This is a genomic window from Candidatus Hydrogenedens sp., assembly GCA_035378955.1.
Taxonomy (GTDB): Bacteria; Hydrogenedentota; Hydrogenedentia; order Hydrogenedentales; family Hydrogenedentaceae; genus Hydrogenedens.
This window is the reverse complement of record DAOSUS010000014.1, coordinates 1-17,666: the sequence shown is the minus strand read 5'-3', so window position 1 is coordinate 17,666 and position 17,666 is coordinate 1. Positions and strand designations below refer to the sequence as shown.

The following is a 17,666-nucleotide window of genomic DNA, read 5'->3' as shown; positions in this document are numbered from 1 at the left end:
AAAAAAGAGTACACTATTTTTCAAATAGTGTACTCCAAATATTATCTATTAATAAAATAGCCTATTATAATTTGGGACCTGCTTCTAACACCGCATGTTCTGCCTGAGCCTTAAACCGTTCGAAATTTTTTATAAATAAGCCAACAAGATGTTCCATTTTTTGCTGGTATGCAGATTTATCCGCCCATGTATGCTCAGGAATTAACACACGCTGGTCTTCCAAACCTTCTATGGCTTCAGGTACCAATAAATTCAATTTTTCCAGTTTTACGAATTTAGCATTTTTTAGTTTACCCTCTAACACGGCGGATAGAATAGAACGCGTTAATTCGATAGACATTCGTTTCCCAACGCCATAAGGACCGCCAGACCAGCCCGTATTAATCAACCAGCAATCCGCACTGTGTCTTTTCATTTTCTCCGCCAGCAAACGAGCATACACCCACGGACTACGAATCATAAATGGAGCACCAAAACAGGTAGAGAAAGTTGCCTGGGGTTCAACAACACCTACTTCTGTTCCTGCAAGTTTTGCCGTATAACCGGAAAGAAAATGATACATAGCCCCTTCAGGGGTTAATTTGGCTACCGGGGGTAAAATTCCAAAAGCATCTGCCGTCAAAAGGAATATATTTTTGGGATGTCCAGCTTTTCCACTAAGCACTACATTCGGAATAAATTCTACAGGATATGTTGTTCGGATATTTTCTGTGATACTACCGTCATCGAAGTCAATCTCTCGTGTTGAAGGGTCATACACAACATTTTCCGCAATAGAACCGAACCGAATAGCACTATAAATTAACGGCTCTGATTCTTTTCTTAATTTAATTATCTTTGCATAACAACCCCCTTCAAAATTAAAGATACCGTCTTCGCTCCAGCCATGTTCATCATCCCCGATAAGATATCTTTCAGGGTCTGCTGAAAGTATTGTTTTCCCTGTTCCGGAAAGACCAAAGAAAATAGCACTGTCGCCATCTTTACCTACATTAGCCGAACAATGCATGGGCATCACATTTCGTTCCGGCATAATAAAATTCATTACAGTAAAAATACTTTTCTTTATTTCACCACCATAATCCGAACCACAAATTAAGATATTTCTCTCTTTAAGGTTAAGAATAATGGCTGTATCCGTCTTAACTTTATCCTTCTCCCCTTCTAATTTCAATCCGCCACAAGCAAAGACACAAAAATCCGGTTCTCCAAAATGTTCCAGCTGTTCCGGTGTAGGTCTTAAGAACAATATTCGTGCAAATAAAGCATGCCATGCTTTTTCTGCCACTACCCGCACTTTTATACGATAGTTTTCATCAGCCCCTACAAACCCATCGAATACATATACATCTTTACCCTTCAAAAAACCGCGTATTCTATCATATATATGATTATAGACATCCTCCGTTGTAGGTAGATTTACCTTGTTCCAATCTACTGCATCCTTTGAAAATTCGTCTTGAACGACAAAACGGTCTTCAGGGGACCTACCCGTTCGTTTACCTGTCCTGACTAATAGCGTTCCATTAGCACCTAACTTCCCTTCACCTTTTTCTAATGAGATTTCATAAAGTTCCGGAACACTCAAATTCCTATAAATTTTCCCGCATGAAATTTGCTTTTCAGTAAACCATGATTGTAAATCCATTGTTTTTCTCCTTCGGTTCTTTTCTTTTTTATATTTTATTTCATTTTTTATTTATAAATATGCCCGAATATAAATCTTGACTTTTTACCATAATTAACAAAGGGAATGCAAGTTTTTTTATGAAATATAGATTAAATTCCGACAATAATTTTTCTCATTAACCAGACAATTAGTAATGCAATAATAGGAGCCCAGTTGAAAGGTCCTATATAAGGTAAGTTTTTTCTTATAACTTGAAGAAGGGGGTCCACAATTTTAACTACCCATAGGCTCCATTTCCGTTGCCTCAGGTCAAAATCAATATAGGGACCTAACCATACCGCTAAAATTCCGAGCATGTACAGCGTAAATAAGGTATATAAAAAATCACGGATAAACAAGTTCTATCCCTTTTCTTTAAATTGAAAAGTATCTACAATATCGTAAATAGCGCCACCCGGATTTAGTGTACTTTTGAACAAAGTAATTTTATTCACAACAAATTCGGGCACCTGTTGTATTTTAACATTTTTCCATGTGTTGGAAATAAATGGAGAAGGTGTTTTGACCCTACCTACTGTAATGTGTGGATGAAATTTTTGTTTTTCTTGACTTAAACCAGCCATTTGTGCCTGCTGTTCTATCGTAGTCTGTATGAAGTTTATATCTCCTTCTATAATATCTAAACCTACCCACAAAACCCTTGGCTCTTTCCATGAAGGGAAAACCCCTGGAATACCTAATTTAAGTTTTAAAGGATGGAATTGGATGGCTATTTGTCGCAAACTCTCTCTTAATTTATCGCTCGTATTTAGCGTTATTTCCCCTAAAAATCGTAAGGTCAAATGTATATTTTCAGATGGAACCCACTTCACTAAAGATTTGAGCATGCCGGAAGCGGGCTTTGCACTATTCCAGATTACCTCCCTTACTTCGGAAGGAAGTTCTATAGCAATAAAAGCACGATAAGTCCCCTCACTCATAATTTTTGCCCTTCTGTATTGTTAGGTAAGTTACTCCTGTTCGACTTAAAAAATTCACCTTTTCTTCGTTTTAATTCAATCCATTGATTATCATCTGCACAAACGGGTGGAATGCCAATATCCGCAACAACTAATTTCCCAAGGTATTCCCTGGCATAAGGGTTTTTAAAACCCATTTTAGGATATTGGAAAGTTACCGTTTTTCGGGCACGAACACAAACACCACAAATATCCCCGGTATCTGCATTCATTCCGGAAGGCAAATCCACCGAAATAATATTCCTTAACCTCTTTGTGCTTTCTATAGCCGTCCGCAAAAGTCCTGTTATTTCTCCTTTCGTTCCTGTCCCCAAAAGAGCATCTACACATGTTTCATTCTCTGCAATCTTACCAACCTCCTCCCGAACATCATTATCATTCAAACAGATGGCCATTTCTCCACCCAATCGCAAATACGCATTCATAAATACTTCTGCATCTCCCCGGATATTGGAAGGTTCCGTTAATAAAAGGACTTTGACATTCCATCCTGCAACCAATGCCAACCTTGCCACTACAAAACCATCTCCACCATTATTCCCTTTACCACATAAGACAGTAACAGGTCCTTTGTCTAATTCTTTGAATACTGCATTACCTGCGTTATTCATTAAAACAACACCCGGAATGCCCAATTCCTCTATACAGCGTCTATCGGCTTCACGCATCTGGTGCACAGTAAGGTATTGTATAGACACAGTAATACCTCCGTTATATAATCTTATTATTTAATAACATAGTTAGAAACGAATACGCACCCTATAAGACACTTTTCCCGAACCTTCGGCTTTTACAGGTAAATGGAAGATTACAGAAAAAGCATCTTTCTTTTCGTAATCCATAGATGACTTAATAATCTGCCAATCTCCCATCATCGGTTCAACAATATCTACTACAATATCATTTTTCTTATGATTTCTTATAACAATCTCAAATTCACATTCTACAACATTAGGACCTAACTTCTGGAAATCTATCTGGGTTCTTTCTCCAATTATATCAAATGCTTTTCCTAACCGTAACCGTATTTCTTCATCTTTGGGGGTATGTTTAATACGGTCTTCTCCCGCAAATTGCAACATTCCTTCACTATCTTCTTGATATACACGGATTATCCCCTCCGGCAAAGGAAATCCTAACTGGTTATCCTCTGCATTCTTAAAAATTAAAAAGGCATCAATATTTTCATTACGAATAGGCTCGATTTTGTTATTATAAAATGCTGTGTTTCCACGGTATTCGTAAATTTTATTTGCCTTGACACCATTAGCGGATAGTAAACTTACTTGTTTGGATTGATTTTGTTTAATGGTCGTTCTTCGAGGTACAGTATAGAGGTGATACTCTGCAAAAGACTCCTCTCGAACCTCCATAGATTTTGCTGCACCTACCATCATACGGTCCATCATTGGTGCTGGTGCTTGAACAGGAACAATATTGACTTCCCCCGCTACCAATTTTAATTTGGCATTCTGATAAGTAGCACCGGAACTATTATTGAGCGTTATCCAACCTTCTAAATCCATTGAATTTTTAGGTTCATCATAAACAAGTACATAATCTGCCTTCCATGAGATACCTGAAGTTAAATAAGTAGCCTCTAATTCCTGTTCTTCCAGAGTATTATCTAACATCCATATCAGGGTAGGTTTTGCAATCAACTCCGAGGGTAGTTCAGGCAAAACAACATTCCCTGGATGTCCTAAATAAATCTGATTTTCTACTTGAAATACAGGGGACTCATTTACACTTAAAAGTTTCGCAGTAACTTCATAAAAATCCATGTCTTTATTTTTGTTTACCAGTTTTACCTCCTTACCGACATATTTTTCCATTAATTTGGAAGGACTAATCAAATCATATTCATAATTCTGTTCCAGTATTTGTAAACTTCCTGCCTGTATTAAAGATTTCAAACTTACCGTTTCAGGGATAATACGCTCGGGTACATCCATAAATTTCAAATAACTTTCCCCTTTAGGTAATTTAATTTTTCGTTTCTCACGCACCAGAGCACGGTCATTGTTGTATATAGTAACAGCAACATCCTTCTGGTCTTGAAGGGTTGTCTCGGATTGTTTTATGTCTGATTTTTGAGCATTTGCCTCCGTATCTTGTGCTTGAACTACAGATATCACCAAAAATGTCAACGCCACAAAGAGTAAAATCTGTGATGTTTTCTGTTTCATAACAAAATCTCCTTATATTTTTTTCTTTTTACCATCTTACTACGAATATATTAAGAAAACGAAATTTTTTAGGAACAAATAACAAAAAAATATAGAATAATTTAGGAACTACTCCCGTAGTTATAAAAAATAGACCCCAAATAGATTAAACAAACTACCTATTCGGGGTCGATAAAAAGTCTTAAAGTTAACCTTCGATTTTCTCTAATAATGCTTTCAGGTATTTTATACTGCGCTCGGCTTGTTCGATTGTTCCACATTCAACACTCATAACGATATTGCGAGAAACTTTTTTCAATATAGAGATAACCTTTGCCCAGTCAATAACCCCATCGCCACAAGCACAACCTACGGGTGTTCCGGTTACCTTTCCCCGTTCTGCTTCCGCCTGCTGCAATGCTATATCTTTTGCATGTAAATGCACCAATCTATCGCTAACATGTTCCAGCCATGCTATTGGGTCCTGACCACTTAAAAAACTATTCCCGGTATCAAAATTGATACCCAAAATAGGGGATTTTACAAGAGAATAAATACGGTCTAAACCTTCGGGTGATTTACTATACTGCTGATGGGGTTCTAAACCAATCAAAATACCGCGAGGTTCTGCTACCGCACAGGCTTCCATAAGAACATATCTCATCAAGACATGGTCTTCTTCAACCGTAGTCCATTTAGGCTTTGGTCCTTCATCTGTATTAACGACAGGAGCACCACACTCTGCAGCAAATCGAATACCTTGTTTAAGGTATTCAGTGCTAATTTCAGGTTTGCAAAGAGGACAATGTGACGAAAGTCCCGATAATTTAACCCCTGCGTTCTCACATGCCTTTTTAATTCGATAGGGGTCGTCTAACATTGAAACACTATGGAAATAACCTGCCTCGCTGAGTAGTTCTCTACCCCAATGCACCATCGGTTCTACATATTCGTAACCTAACTCAGCCGCTTTATCTACACCCCACTCAAAGGGTTTGTCCGCATGTCGGACAAATTCTAAGTTAATTCCAATACCTATCTTTCCCATAAATTTATCCTTTCTAATCTATGTTGTTTATAAGGCTATAGGTCCTTTTCCTTCTTCATAGGTATACATCTTACTATCTTTCCAAGATAACATACCCATAATTAGTGTCGTCTGGACTTCAAAAGCCATATCAATAGGACTTAATGTGTTTTTATCTTTACGCATACAACAATCTATAAAACTGCGTAGATAATCCGTCAAATTTTCTCCTTTTTGAATAGGTATTCTTTCTGGATTTTGAGTTTTAAGAGCTTTTGCAGGCCAGTAAACAATATCTTCTTCATTAATTGTTAATGTTCCTTCCCAACCGCGAATAACAGGAACGCGATTTTGTCCACGAAGGGCAGTCCCTTGATATTCATTTGCCTGTGTCCCTAAAAGAGCCAAATCAGTTTTGTTATTATAGTTAATAAGCATGTCAAAAGTATCTGGGATTTCTCTTTCTTCATAGCGTAATTTTCCTCCGATACCTACAACAATCTTCGGCATGTGAACTCCAATGGTATAAACAACAGGTGTTAATATATGGGGATATAAATCTGTAGACATTCCACCGGCATAGTCAGCATACATCCTCCATCGGAAAAACCTACTAACATCAAATTCCCGTTTTGGAGCATCTTCTAAAAAAGCATCCCAATTTAAATCAGGACCGGGTTTAGCATTGGGGTCATCAATCGGCATACCCCTTTCACCCCAATCCCCTAAACGGAAATATCCACATTCTACATGCACAGGCTGACCAATTTTCCCCTGTTCTACCAATTCCTTCATTTGTTTCCAGACACTATCCGACATGGCTTGTGTTCCAATCTGAAAAACACAGTCGGACTGTTTTACTGCTTCCGTCATTTGTTTTGCTAATTCCCATTGGGTCCAGTGTGTCATTGGCTTTTCACAATATACATGCTTGCCTGCTTTTACGGCTTCTATCGTTTGACGAGCATGATGGTGGTCCGGTGTAGCAATAATTACAACATCTACCTCTTTGTCATTTAGTAATTCCCGATAATCCATATACTTCTTACCACCATAAATATCTGCTAATTTATCCAATCGGGGACGATATATATCACAAAATGCTTTGAACTGCACAGTTTTATCATTGTCCTGCAAGTATTTTACTGCCTGAGACAGATGTGTTCCTCTACCTCCACAACCTATTATCCCTATACCTAATCGGTTATTCTGAGCGGTAGCACTCTTAACGGCCGATACACTTGCGGTAGCAATAAGCCCTGCGGCTGTAGTTTTAATAAAACTTCGACGACTTATACCTTGATTTTGATTTGTTTGAGATTGTTTCATAATAGTTCTCCTTACAGAAATTTATTTTTGTTTACACAAATTATTAATTTCTTCTACAGCCTTTTCCAATGCCTCTTTTGTCTTTTCCCCATCCCATAAAACAAGTATATTTTTACACAATACTTTATCTCGGGGTGATATTTCAAGTGGTTCTTTCCATAAATTTCGGGTTGCAGAAATATAAACAAAGGGCATTCGCATGCTAAACCAACGAGCAGGATAACGCACACTATCAGGCATATCAACCATCAGTAAGGTAAAAGTGCCTATTTCATTCTTCACCACAATAGCACACCATGGCGAATTACGAAGATATTCATCACCCCGCACATTTTCCAGATTATCCTCTATAGGAGTAATAATATCTACTTTTTCTAACGGTGTTGTTAAAAGCCGTATTCCTAATCCGAAATAATGATGACCTGTAAGTTTCGCAATCTCTGTTTCTGATGGATTTTCCAATTGTGTCTCCCAGAGTATAACATTAGCATTTTCTTGTTCCCAATACCCAGAAGAAATTTTCCGTATTTCTGTTAATTGGGGAATATCTTTTTCAGGACTTTTCCATGCTAATTCTTCAACAAAAGAACTCATTGAGATAGGTAATTTTTCTCCTATATTTATATTGGAGAATTTTTGATGGATTTGATGTCCACTTTTTTCGCTCTCTTCCCAGTAATTGGTATCATTAACCGCAATAGCAAACATCAAACCATGATGATGTAAATGGTCATGAGGAGCATCTTCCAGGACTTGAAGTCCAGATGGGGTAAAAAATCTCTTGATATAGGGCTTAAAAGGCACATTTGTATACCGATAATCGGCAATTTTACGGGGACCATTAAAAAAAGATAAAAATTCATCCGTCATGAAAAGGTTACCACTCTCCGCACAAACAGATATTGAAAATAATATCGAAAACAACATACATAAAAATAAAGAGGCATTTTTCATTTTTTAATCCTTTACAATTTTGCCTAAATTTATTTTTTGAAGTTTTTTATTGTGATATTAAATTACAACATTATTGGAAATATAAATATACTTGATTAAATTAACAAATGTCTACTATATTACCCATGGTAACGATATTTTTATTATTTTTTATGCAAATATAGATCTGGAATTAATAGAAAATAAAACACAATAAAATCAGGCAAATACTTAATCTCTTTTTTTATAAGAAGATAATGAAAAACTCAATATTTATCCTCTCAAGCAACTTTCTGCGAAACCAAGCCCATATCCCATAAATACTCCACGAGCCATAAGGTCTCTTATCATAAATCCTATATTAGCAGATAAATCACCAAAACCCGGATTATTTTTTCTTAATATATTTAACTCTATGGATGTTACTTTCTCAAAAAGGAGTTCGATGGCGGGATTTTCATCAAGTATTTTAAAAAATCTTTCGCTTTTAATATTAGGTTGCTCTGGAACAATTATACAGTTATATTCATTCATGACTGTAGGGTCATATTTTAAACCTTGTTGAAATAGAGGTCTCTTTATATTAGAAATTAATTGAAATGCAACATAAATAAGATATCCTGAAAACACAGCATTTGAGAAACCTGACTTTATTTGCTTTATATCGTTGTATGCCAGATTATTCACAATCGGAAAATCTCTTGTTAGACTATTCATTAACTGTGTAGAAAATTGATTAAATCCTTCAAAAACTCCATCCTCAATTGAGTTGTTTAGAATTTTCGAATCCTCCGGAGAAAGAGAATTTAATCGGTCCCATTGCTTAGCTATTTGTTGGTAGTAAATCATTTTATAATCCTTTTAGTTTTAGGTTTGCTATCAAAACAGAAAAAGTTGTTTTAATGCTTCAATAGTACATTCAAAACATTTCCTGTTGCTATTATAGACTTTTAATAACCTTAAAACAATCCTATTTTTGAAAAATTTGTATCTTCAGGATTGGGCAAAGAGCAGTAGTCTTCTACAAGTGAGAATAGATAATCCATTATTTCAAGCGAAACATCCTCATTAATTTCAATATTTAACATTAGCCCTCCCTCAGGCAGATAAAATGCATTAAATATTTCTTGAACATGCTTTTTTATATCTGACTTCTCCGCAACAGGAAACAATTGTCGGTCAAGGTCAAGATTAATGGCCACTTTTCTAAGGACCTGTTCACAAAGAGGATAAATACCATTAGCACGCGATTGTGGATTGAGTAAGGTTACCCCCAAATCAATAAGGTCTTGTATAATAGGCAAAATATGTCCATCGGAATGTAGATAAACAGGGATTCCGCGTTTCTTTGCTTCTCCCACAGTTATTTCATAACCCGGTTTTACATATTTATCCCACAACTCTTTGCTTATAGGCAAATTATTTTGTATTCCCAAATCTTCTGCAAGTCCTAAAAAAGGTGTGCCTAAATCTAATATCTTCCTTACGGAATAATTGTTATACTCCATAATAATATTCATCAATTCGGTAAGACGCGGCTCTTCCATAAGCATATCTAACATAAAATTCTCAAAACCTCGTAAGTCCCATAAAAGCATAAAGTGGAAACCATGGGGAAGTGGAAAATCAGGGGATAATATTCCCTCTTCCTTTTTCCTTTGAATCTCTTTTTCTATCTCATTCCAGTTCTTAGGTCCCAGAATACCATCAGTTTCTGGATTGGGTATATGCTTTTTCCACTCTTCAAAATAATCCCAATTCTCCAAGGGATGCCCTGCTACCTTACCGACCATACCTCCATGCAAATTTTTCCATACGCATCCCCAACAATCCGTAACTTCTCCTTCAACATAAAAGTCCTTATATTCAATCGGTTTTTCTTCATCAAACCTGTCATATATAGGAAATAATCGTCTGTGCTTCTCCATAAGTTCATTTATAGCTGTCTTGTATTTATTTATACAGGCGGGGAGAAAAAATACCTGCACAGGAACCCACTTCGGATAATCATAAAACATCATCCGTTTTATATTCTCCCCCTGAAGAGATAAGCCTTGATAGGATTTGTCATATAGCATTAAGATAACATATTTTCCTTCTAATTATTCCTTTTAAATTCAAAATCATTACAATTTATCGAACATCTTCCCGACAACTAAAAGGACAGTAGCATTTGCCAGATAAAGGTGTAGCCATGAGCCTCAATTCCGTTCCAGATTTGTTCAACTAACAATTCATCTCCTTTGATTTGAGGTATTTCTTTGCGTTTTTCTTCCCAGGGCAAACATACACCCGCAGGAGGATAACAAGACAACCACGAGGGCTTCTGGTTTTTTATAGCGTTTACAGATTGTTCTGTCTCTTTATTATTAAATACATTGTCAATTCCTGACCAACCTGAACCATTGTAGATTCCATATTCGCGGGTTGTTTCTGTAAAAGCCTGAATATTTTCGACTTTTGCATCATTTTGAATAATGGCACTGGCGTCCATAATATATCCGCCATCTCTGGATAAAAGTTTTATTAACTTCTTGCAGTGTTCCCGCACTTCCTTCGGTGTTCCCACGGCAAGAATTGCATTGGGTAATCCACCACTAAGGCAGAATTTTTCACCTAATATTTTTTGCGATTTTTCCGGGGAACTACGGTCAATATGGAACACAATGCTTTTTTCGGGCAATTCTGCGAAAGATTCCAGATGTTCATTCCAATTCCCTTCTGCATAGAACAGCACCTGATGTCTATCGTTCCAGAGTTCTTCAATAATAGGTTTTAATGTAGGCCAGTAAAATTTATGGAATTGTTCACGGGTTACAAATGGAGTGCAACCGCGATGCATCCAAAACCCAATAGGAACTAACTTATCAGGGTCTGCCGTCGTTTTTGCTACATGATACAAATGTGGCATTAAGGCTTCGCATGCTTTCAGCACTTTATCCGGCTGGATTAACAAATCCATTGTTAAACCGATATAACCGCGTAATTTATCTGCAATAATATCTAACGGTGCCTTGAAAATACCTGCAATGGCTGAAGCAGTTCCACATTCTGTTTTAAGTCGTTCTATTTGTGGACCAAAAGCGTAAAAATAATCATACATTGCCATTGCTGTCTTAACCAGAGCCTGATAAGTTCTTACATTTACAGGCTTACCTGTCTCGACCACTTCTGTAGATACACGAGGCAACCACTTTTCATAAAGGAAACCCGTTGGGTCGGAAATCAATTCATCATATTCATCTTCTTTCATAAAAGCCTGGTCTTCGGGGGGTTCTCTATATTGAAATCCCGTATTCGGGTCAAGGTCAATTCCGGGAACTCCATAATATTTTAATCCCAAAGATTGTGCCAATCCGGTCCATACATATACCATATTAGGGACAACGGCATCCCAATCGAAATCCTTCACAGTTTGACAAACTGCATCAAAGGCAATTCGATAATCGTGAGTTACTTGTTGGCAGGTAAAACCACAATAACGGGCTGTAAACTCCGCTACAAATGGACGAATAGGAACACAATCAGGCTTCTCATTCCTCAAAGCAGTTACATATCGCTTCAAACAATTTTGATAACGGGTAGCCATTTTATCCATCGGCTTGGTCTCCTTGGAAAATTTTTAATTTTATCACGCTTTTATTAGGTTATCTATTTGTATATATAAATTGCAAAAAAAGATGCCCGTCGTGTCCTTGCTGACAAAATAGAGATTATCCCCATGAACAGACCATTGACAAACAAGAAGGGGCGAATAACCATTATTCGCCCCTTTATAAGAAATATTTAAACTACCACTATTTTTTACTTTTCAGGATATACCTGTATATTTATGTTTTTGAAGGACAAATCGGTCGTGGGGTCGTGTCCTTGTAAATGTATGGTTCCAGCGGATGGAACATACCCATTTTTACCATCATTTTCAGGGTGAACAGGGCGAACATCATATAAATCACTTACAAGGTAGCCATTTAACCAAACAGCCATGTGATTACCATCGCAAACGATAGTCTTGGTATACCATTCTTTATCGTTTGATACAACTTTGCGGGATTCTTGAACACCATAGATACCACCCGTTCCGAAATCTACAGGTTTTGTGCGGTCATTGTTAAGCCATGCATTCTTGACTTGAGTCTCATAACCCTTCCAGAATACACCTTTAGGTCCACGGAAGAACACACCACTGTTTAGTGCCTTCCCATTAACAAAAATGTCTAACTGTAATAAGAAATCTTTATATACATCCGCTGTTTCAATCTGTCCCTTACCGTCTTTAATATTCAAGGCACCATCAACAACCGAGAAAACAGATTTATGGTCAGGGATAATATTCCAACCTGTTAGGTCAACACCATTAAACAAAGATTTCAGCTGAACGGGCTTTAATTTAATGGACTGCACCTCAATTTTAGCCGCTTTTTTCTTGTCATGATATTTATGATACAGAATACCGATATGCCCTTTCGCATTGGTAATATTTAATCCTTCTACAGGATTACCATTGACGGATGCGGATACAGAATTTCCTACAGCTCTGACAGATATATCATAATCTCCACCGGCTTGTAATGTAATGGCACCACCACCATTTTCTGAATAATGTCCTTCTAATGGGACACGAATTGCTAAACCTGCTGTGCCATCGCCGGAGACTTTTATCTTTGCCGATAATTCAAAATTAGCAAAGGGGCAAGTTGTAGCAAGCCATCCGCCACTGCCTTTCGTCGCAGTAAGGACGCCGTTTTGAACACTCCAGTCAACATCACCAAACGGGACCCAACCAAAAAGAGATTCGCCATCGAACAGGTTTATCCACTGTCCTTCAGCAACATCCTGAGCCATTGCAGAATAGCCACTAACCATTAGCATGGCAGTAATGAAAAAGAACTTAACCATACGCATAATTTTTTCCTCCAAAAAGGGTTATTTTTAATCTTAAACAACTGGGTATTTGTTGATACAGTTCATATCGTAGCACAAATATATAGAAAAAATAAATTCATATATTGCAGAGGACTAAAAACCTTTGTAAATAGAATGGTAGCCTGCGTAGTTGCCTAAAACTTTTTTTACATAGTTTCGTGTTTCTGTAAAAGGTATACTTTCTATAAATGTTTCTAAATCATTATCTTTCATTTTTTTCTTCCATTCATCTACTCTACCAGGACCTGCATTATATCCCGCTATTGCATACACAATATTCCCGTTAAATCGCTCCAGCAAGTATCGAAAATATGCAGTGCCCAGAGCGATATTATATTCTGGGTATTTCCATAGTAAAGGGTCTATTTCTTTTAATCGGCTATCTTTTTTTACAATCCATTCTGCTGTGCTGGGAATAAGTTGTAAAAGGCCTCTGGCATTTGAAGTAGATATTACGGAGGTGCGATAGGAACTTTCTTGTTTCATAATAGCCCACATTAGATAAGGGTCAATAGCCATTTTTTTTGCCCATTCTACAACAGATTTATAGTAAGGAAGTGGTAAGAAAATCTGGTTCTTATATTCATCACAGACATTTGTAAATTCCTTTAAATGAATTGAATATATATAATCCCAAACCACCTGAGAGGGTCCTGCATGAGATAGGAATACTAAATCTTTTTCATCTCTTTTACCTGCTTGTATTTGATTGCAAATATAATAGGCTATCCATTCTTTTTCTTCCGTTCCTAATTGACTGAAATAGAATAATCCTTTTAATTCTGCATCTGTCCCTATTTGTTGCCTAATTTTATTTTCATCCATTGTTAATGGAGTGCTTTTCACCAATGCAGACACAGGCAGATGTTTTAAAGGAACAATTTTTATTTTTGCATCATTATCATGAAAACCTTTTATCAATTTGTCTGCAGAACAATGGACATAATAATCTCCAATGTTCCCCTGTAACGCCTTCTGACAATATGTTTGTGTCTTTAATTTATCTCCTTTTTTCTCGAATATAGAAGAGAGTAAATACATGGCTCGGGGATAATATGAAGATTGGGGATAGTTTTTTTCAATACTTTCCAAATATTTCTGTGCCTTTTCCCATTCTCCTTTGTTATAAAACCATAAACCTAATAGAAATAAAGCATCCGGAACCTTTTTGTGTTGAGGAAAACGGTCTAATAAAAGGTTATAGTATAAAATTACATGTTCTTCATTTTTGTCTTTTTCAGCTTTTTGTCCTACCCAATACAAATACTCACCCGGGTCAAAATTTACGGGGAAATCATCGTTCATCAAATCAAAAATAGTATTGGCAAGGCGATATTTCGCAGAGGAAATAGAACATCGCAAGGCATATTCGTAAAGCAAGGAAACATATTCTATCTGTTTGTTTTGTTTTACCTGCGAAACAAAACCTTTCCCTGCATCTTCAAATATCCTCCATTTTTCTATTGCATTTGAGGGACCTACATAAGTAAGAAACTCAGATTGGACATTGTTATATAAAATAAACCATGCTTCCGAAAGATAACCGCTTTTGAGTAAATAGCGAATTGCAAAGATTTTATCGTCATCTTTCGATGAAAGACACAAACTTAAAAGGGCATTTTTGCGGTAGAGATTATATCCTCCATAATTTACCACCTTCCGCAAGCAATCTGCACCTTCTTTTTGAAATTTATCTGTGCTTACTAAAAATGTTCCACAATCTGTCAAATAAGCAACCAACCACCATGGTAAAAACGAGGAGGGATATATTTTTCTATAATATTCGCATGCTAAATTGTTATTGCCTTGCTTTTCGTAATATTTAGCAAGATGATAGTTAACAGGCAATCTCCATGCTGATTCTTTTTCATCCTTAGATATAAGGTCCTTAAGAATACATATCGCTTCATCTGTTTGATTTAGTGCATCTTTACATTGGGCCATTCTCAACCGAACAAACGGGAAAATATATAACTCATTATCTTTTATATTTTCATAGCAACTTAATGCGGATTGAAAATCCCCCTTTTCCTGAGCAAAAACACCTTTTTTAAAATTCTCAAATATCTCTTCTTCCGAACTTTGAGCCTCTATACGAGTCAATAAGCAACCAAAGCAAAGAATAAATATATATACTTTCTTCCCATTCATTGAAACTATTTTAGAAAGGATATTTTATTGTTTTTTAGGGGACGCGGACAGGTTTGCCTGCCTTTGCGGATTTCCATGCAGATTCTGTAACTTCCATTGTTCTCAGACCACATTCGGGTGGAACTTCTGGCTTTTCTTTTCCCAAAATACTCATAATAAAATTACGGTCAGGGTCGCTGGAAATTTTTGGAAGTTTTACTTTTATAGGTTTGCCGAATTCATCTTGCTGAAAAACACCGATACCTTGTCTAAGGAATAATGCCCCTTTACTTCCTACAATCGTATGGTCCTCATACCAACCTGGTGCATTTCCAATAACAGATAAATTTCCTAATGCCCCATTCTCAAATTTCAGGGTCAAAGCAGAGTTAATATCCACAGACACATCAAATTTTTCTACCTTAGCAAATACTTCTTTTACTTTCATACCTGTCATCCACATCATAATATCAATAAAATGACTTCCCGAATCATTCAATTGCCCACCACCGGAAAGTTTCGGAATTTGCCTCCATGTATTGCGTGTCAATCGCAACCATTCCTGGGAAAGTAATGCCTGCACAAACTGCACCTCTCCGATAGCACCCTTTTGTATCTGTTCACGCATATAACGGAAGGGGGGTTCAAAATGGCGTTGATAAGAAATCATTAAAACCTTATTTACTTTTTTTGCTTTCTGGATAACCTCTTTGGCATGAGCAATAGAACATACCATAGGCTTTTCTGTAAGGACATGCAAACCGCAATTCAAGGAATACATAATTTGCTCATAATGCAATGTGTGAGGGCTCAATATAACTACCGCATCCAGATTTTCTTTTTTAATCATATCCTTATAATTAGAATAAACAGGTAGTTTTTCGGAGCCGGGACAATGTTTATAAAATCTTTCGAGAGACACAGAACTGGGTTCATTTAAAGCCACTATTTCGGCTTGCTTAACTGTTGAAAATCGTTGATGGTGCAAAATGGCTATACCTCCTGCACCGACAAAACCTACTCGAATTTTCTTTGCCATAACTTTTCTCCAAATTTTATAAATTAAACAATTTGAAATAGAGTATATACCAAAAAAAGAGGGATTTAAAACTCTATTTTCTTTATAACACCTTTTTTAATAAGCCATTCATAAGTCTGTCCGATTGCATAGATGGAGCCAGTAACAAGCAATTTGTGCCCTTGTTGGGCTTTTTTCCAGCCTTGTTCCAGAGCAGAACAGAAATCTTGTTCAATATAAAAAGGGACATTTGTTGTTGAAACAATTTCTTTTATTTTCTCAGCAGACATGGCTCGCTTTCCGTAAAACTGTGTTATTATAAATTCATTAACATACGGAGACAGTAATTTAATAATACCTTCAACATTTTTATCATCTGCAACAGAAAACACTACCGACACTTTATCTTCAAGATTTTCAACCAATCTTTCTATTCCATCCGGATTATGAGCGGCATCTAATAATACCCAGGGAGATTGTGATATTAAATCAAGTCTTCCGGGCCAACGCACATTTGCAAGACCCCTAAGAATAGCTTCTTCTTTTATAAAAAAACCTTTTTGGCCAAGCCAATCTATTACCGCTATGGCTACCCCTGCATTTTCACATTGATATAATGCGGACAGTCGTGAAAAGGCTCCTTTGATTTCTCGTACAGGACTTTGATATGTCAGTTTTGCCCTATCCGTAGTTCTTTCCCAGGAAACATGGAAATCTTTTTCTATTTGCCATAACGGCGCCGATAAATCTTTCGCTTTTTTATAAAAGATGTCTCTAACCTCTTGTTTTTTTTCACCAATAACTACGGGGACTTTTTCTTTTATTATCCCTGCCTTCTCCGAGGCAATTTTTTCCAATGTATCCCCTAAATATTGCGTATGTTCCAAACCGATATTTGTAATAGCACAAACTTTGGGGAAAATAATATTTGTAGAGTCCAATCTTCCCCCCATTCCGACTTCTACTATTGCCCATTCCACTTTTTGAAGAGCAAACCAATGGAAGGCAATCGCGGTGCAAAACTCAAAAAATGTGGGTAGAATCCCTGTCTTCTCAATAACATTCCTGAAAAATGTTATCTGTTCATGTAATTCCTCTGTGGAAATTGGAGTTCCATTTATCTGAAACCGTTCTGCCAAATCTATAAGATGAGGACTTGTAAACTTTCCTGTTCGAATTCCCTGTTCCCGAAAAATCCTATCAATATAAGCAACCGTACTACCTTTACCGTTTGTCCCACCTACATGAACCGATAAAAATTTCTTTTGTGGCTCTCCAACATAGTGAAGGAGTGCATTTATATTTTCCAGACCCAATTTAACACCATGCAGCACCAGTGTTTTCAGAAAATCAATATCTTCAGCAGGCAAGCCTTTTGAATAGACATCCATAAAAATTTTTCTTTATATGAGATATTTTTGAAAGATAAGACATTTTACTATGATTAGTCCGTTGGGACAATAATGGGCTCTTGCTTATCGAGCAA

Annotated in this window: 15 protein-coding genes; all 15 read right to left on the bottom strand. The window is 36.7% G+C overall.

Annotated elements, in window-relative coordinates:
• Positions 1 to 64: 64 nt before the first annotated feature.
• A complete protein-coding gene (pckA, locus tag PLA12_04770) occupies positions 65 to 1,648 on the bottom strand; it encodes a phosphoenolpyruvate carboxykinase (ATP) (protein HOQ31810.1) in 1,584 nt (527 codons plus the stop codon).
• A gap of 131 nt (positions 1,649 to 1,779) precedes the next feature.
• Positions 1,780 to 2,028 (bottom strand): YggT family protein, encoded by a 249-nt coding sequence (locus PLA12_04765; protein HOQ31809.1) that lies wholly within the window; start codon positions 2,026 to 2,028, stop codon positions 1,780 to 1,782.
• 3 nt (positions 2,029 to 2,031) lie between these two features.
• Positions 2,032 to 2,610 carry an RNA 2',3'-cyclic phosphodiesterase gene (thpR, locus tag PLA12_04760; protein HOQ31808.1) on the bottom strand — a complete coding sequence of 193 codons (579 nt, stop codon included), beginning with the start codon at positions 2,608 to 2,610 and terminating at the stop codon, positions 2,032 to 2,034.
• Entirely contained in the window at positions 2,607 to 3,347 is a 741-nt protein-coding gene (locus PLA12_04755) for an NAD(P)H-hydrate epimerase (protein HOQ31807.1), read from the bottom strand. The genes thpR and PLA12_04755 overlap by 4 nt, the downstream gene beginning before the upstream one ends.
• A 42-nt stretch (positions 3,348 to 3,389) precedes the next feature.
• The gene (locus PLA12_04750) at positions 3,390 to 4,838 is read right to left on the bottom strand and encodes a DUF4139 domain-containing protein (protein ID HOQ31806.1); all 1,449 of its coding nucleotides are present in this window, start codon (positions 4,836 to 4,838) and stop codon (positions 3,390 to 3,392) included.
• Between the two features lie 187 nt (positions 4,839 to 5,025).
• A complete protein-coding gene (locus PLA12_04745; protein ID HOQ31805.1) occupies positions 5,026 to 5,865 on the bottom strand; it encodes a sugar phosphate isomerase/epimerase in 840 nt (279 codons plus the stop codon).
• A 27-nt stretch (positions 5,866 to 5,892) separates the two neighbouring features.
• Positions 5,893 to 7,173, bottom strand: a complete 1,281-nt coding sequence (locus tag PLA12_04740; GenBank protein HOQ31804.1) for a Gfo/Idh/MocA family oxidoreductase — start codon at positions 7,171 to 7,173, stop codon at positions 5,893 to 5,895.
• 21 nt (positions 7,174 to 7,194) lie between these two features.
• Positions 7,195 to 8,127 carry a PmoA family protein gene (locus tag PLA12_04735; GenBank protein HOQ31803.1) on the bottom strand — a complete coding sequence of 311 codons (933 nt, stop codon included), beginning with the start codon at positions 8,125 to 8,127 and terminating at the stop codon, positions 7,195 to 7,197.
• A gap of 252 nt (positions 8,128 to 8,379) precedes the next feature.
• Positions 8,380 to 8,955, bottom strand: a complete 576-nt coding sequence (locus tag PLA12_04730; GenBank protein HOQ31802.1) for a hypothetical protein — start codon at positions 8,953 to 8,955, stop codon at positions 8,380 to 8,382.
• 110 nt (positions 8,956 to 9,065) lie between these two features.
• Positions 9,066 to 10,184, bottom strand: coding sequence for a uroporphyrinogen decarboxylase family protein (locus PLA12_04725; GenBank protein HOQ31801.1), 1,119 nt, complete (start codon positions 10,182 to 10,184; stop codon positions 9,066 to 9,068).
• Between the two features lie 77 nt (positions 10,185 to 10,261).
• Positions 10,262 to 11,704: a uroporphyrinogen decarboxylase family protein gene (locus tag PLA12_04720; protein ID HOQ31800.1), complete on the bottom strand. Its 1,443-nt coding sequence runs from the start codon at positions 11,702 to 11,704 to the stop codon at positions 10,262 to 10,264.
• A gap of 206 nt (positions 11,705 to 11,910) precedes the next feature.
• On the bottom strand, positions 11,911 to 13,011 hold the full coding sequence (locus PLA12_04715; protein HOQ31799.1) for a DUF1080 domain-containing protein: 1,101 nt from the start codon (positions 13,009 to 13,011) through the stop codon (positions 11,911 to 11,913).
• 114 nt (positions 13,012 to 13,125) lie between these two features.
• Positions 13,126 to 15,183, bottom strand: a complete 2,058-nt coding sequence (locus PLA12_04710) for a transglycosylase SLT domain-containing protein (protein HOQ31798.1) — start codon at positions 15,181 to 15,183, stop codon at positions 13,126 to 13,128.
• Positions 15,184 to 15,217: 34 nt separating this feature from the next.
• Positions 15,218 to 16,201, bottom strand: coding sequence for a Gfo/Idh/MocA family oxidoreductase (locus PLA12_04705; protein HOQ31797.1), 984 nt, complete (start codon positions 16,199 to 16,201; stop codon positions 15,218 to 15,220).
• A 65-nt stretch (positions 16,202 to 16,266) separates the two neighbouring features.
• Complete coding sequence (locus PLA12_04700; GenBank protein HOQ31796.1) at positions 16,267 to 17,571, bottom strand: folylpolyglutamate synthase/dihydrofolate synthase family protein; 1,305 nt, start codon at positions 17,569 to 17,571, stop codon at positions 16,267 to 16,269.
• Positions 17,572 to 17,666 lie beyond the last annotated feature (95 nt).